At 70.3% G+C, this 2,647-nt stretch carries 2 protein-coding genes; one reads left to right on the forward strand and one right to left on the reverse strand.

Annotated elements, in window-relative coordinates:
* Positions 1-402 (forward strand): NAD(P)-dependent oxidoreductase (locus ACY45C_RS11320; RefSeq protein ID WP_462187573.1); only part of this gene is annotated, 402 nt, incomplete at its 5' end.
* Between the two features lie 156 nt (positions 403-558).
* Here the strand turns inward: ACY45C_RS11320 and ACY45C_RS11325 are convergent.
* Positions 559-1,944, reverse strand: coding sequence for a pyridoxal phosphate-dependent decarboxylase family protein (locus tag ACY45C_RS11325; RefSeq protein ID WP_462187574.1), 1,386 nt, complete (start codon positions 1,942-1,944; stop codon positions 559-561).
* Positions 1,945-2,647 lie beyond the last annotated feature (703 nt).

The following is a 2,647-nucleotide window of genomic DNA, read 5'->3' on the forward strand; positions in this document are numbered from 1 at the left end:
GCGAACGCTGCCCGCACGCTCGTTGACGTCCTGCCGCGCATCGGCGAGCCGGCGCCGAGCATCCTCCACGTCTCCAGCGGGGGGACCCTGGAGGACGAGAACGGTCAGCGTCTCGTAGACACCCCGGGCTTCCCGGCCGCCGAGCGCAAGGACGCTCTTGACCAGGCCGACGCGCTCGACGTCTACCGCGGCGCCCGGAACGTACGGTGGGCCGCCATCACCCCGCCGCCGCAGAACGTGGGCCAGGGAAAGCCCCGGGGAGGGTACCGCACCGGCAATGACCGGCCGGTGGTGGACGCCCAGGGCAACACGGGCATCTCCCTGGAGGATCTCGCCGTCGCGGCCCTCGACGAGATCGAGAAGCCGCGGCACCGCAACCGGCGGTTCAGCGTCGGCAACTGAGCCACGCGCCCGGGCGGGCGGCACGGGTCGGACCCACCCGCGCCGCTCCGGGCGGCACGCCCCGTACCCCGGACCGGCGGGGAGACCGAACCGGCGGGGAGACCGAACAGGCGGGAAGACCGGACGGCGGGGAGAGGGAGCTCATCGTGGCGAGGATCAGGCCATCGTGGCGAGGATCGCGCCGATGTCGTCGACGGTGGTCCGCGGGTTGACGATGGCGAACCGGGCGACGGTCTCGCCCTCGTGCACGGTGGGCGGAACGAACGCGAAACCGTCCCGCAGCAGGTTCTCGCTCCACCGCCGGTAGTCCGCGGCCTGCCAACCCAGCCGACGGAACACCACGATCGACAGCTGCGGTTCCCGCACCAGCTCGAGGTGAGGCAGCGCGGCGATCTGGAGCACGGCCGCCCGGGCGGTCGCCAGCGTGGACTCAATGGCCTGGCCGTAGGCCAAGGTGCCATGCGTCGCCAGCGAGAACCAGAACGGCAGCCCGCGGGCCCGCCGGGACAGCCCGATGGCATAGTCCGACGGGTTCCAGGCCCCCGCCGAATCCAGGACCTCGAGGTAGCCGGCCCGCTGCGGGCCGTGCGCCGCCCGGGCCACCGCCGGATCGCGATACACCAGCGCGCAGGCGTCGAACGGCGCGAACAGCCACTTGTGTGGATCGACGATGAACGAGTCGGTCTCGGCGATCCCGTCGAAGAGAGAGCGGGTCGATGCGGCGGCGAGCGCGGCCAGCCCGTAGGCGCCGTCCACATGCACCCACAGCCCGCGGGCCTGACAGACATCCACCACCCCGCGGATGTCGTCGACGGTGCCGAACTGAGTGGTCCCGGCAGTCGCCACCACCGCGAACACGCCGTCGACGGCCTCGGCGCCGCCCTGCTCGGCGAGCCGGTCCAACGCCTCGGCCAACAGCGGGCCGGTCAGCCGTCCGGCGTCATCCGTCGGCACGACGACGACCTCGGCGTCGAGCACCGTGGCGGCCTGGTAGAGGGAGGAGTGCGCCTCGGCACCGCAGACGAACCGCCATCGCGGTGGAATCGGCCGACCGGCGGCGGTCAACCGACTCCGGGCGGCATGCCGGGCGGCGGCCAGCGCCGACAGGTTGCCGACGGTGCCCCCCGGTACGAACAGCCCACCGGCGCAGGCGGGGAAGCCCGCGAGGTCCGACAGCCATCGCAGCGCCTCGTTCTCCGCGAAGACCGCGCCCGCGCCCTCCATCCAGCTGCCCGCGTAGATGGACGACGCCCCGACCACCAGATCGAACAACACAGCCGCCTTGGTCGGGGCGGCCGGGATGAAAGCAAGATTGCGGGGATGATCCGTCGAGATGCAGGCGCGGGACAGCTTCTCGTCGAACACCTCGAGGACGCGACGGCCACCGATGCCCTCGGCGGTGATCGTGGATCCCACCGCTGCCGCCAACTCGTCCCGTGACAATGGCGCGTCCAGCGGTACCGGATCGAATCCGAGCCGGACGCGAGCAAAGTCACAGATCGCGCGGACGAGATCGGCAGTCTGCCCGTCAAACCGATGCACAGGCGGAGTCTAGGGTCGGCCATGCCCGGACATCGGGTAGCTCACCCCGCCGCAACATCGGCGTTTCCGGGTCAACCCCGAGTTCACACCGGATCGTCGCGGACCGTCACAAGCCGCCCGGGTCGGGGGGATCTCCCGCGACCCGGGGGACGACGCGAGGCTACGCGTCCTGCTTGCCGCGCTGACGACGGAAGAGGAACCCGCCACCAATCAGGGCAACCAACAGAACAATTACTCCGACACGCTTCACAACAAACCTCCACGATGAGGACCCGGCCTACGGGACGACATGCCCGGGCGTCCATCCATATACCCCATGGACGCCGCGGAAGGTGCCCAGACCCGCCGTCCCGGGGGACGAGCGGCCGACACATCCTCATGTCATCGAAACCGAGCATGCCATGAAGTGGTCCCAGGCGTGCAACCGGACCGCCGGACAAGCCGACGCGTCCTACGACAGCGCGATGGACACGTGTCGTACCGCGGGGCAATCTTCACGCGACCCGGCGTTTGGACGGTGCTTTCACAGTCGCCCTCATCGCACCCGTTCGGTGACAAGGGCGGCGAGGGCGTCGGCGCCTAGAATGTTCCTGAGGATGTGCACGGCGAATCCCGGGGGCGATGGTGGCACGAGTTTTCGTCAGCCATGCGGGCGCCGACGCGGAGCTGGCCGACGAGGTTCATCAGGGGTCTTCGAAGTTAA

The organism is Frankia sp. CcWB2 (genome assembly GCF_977927585.1).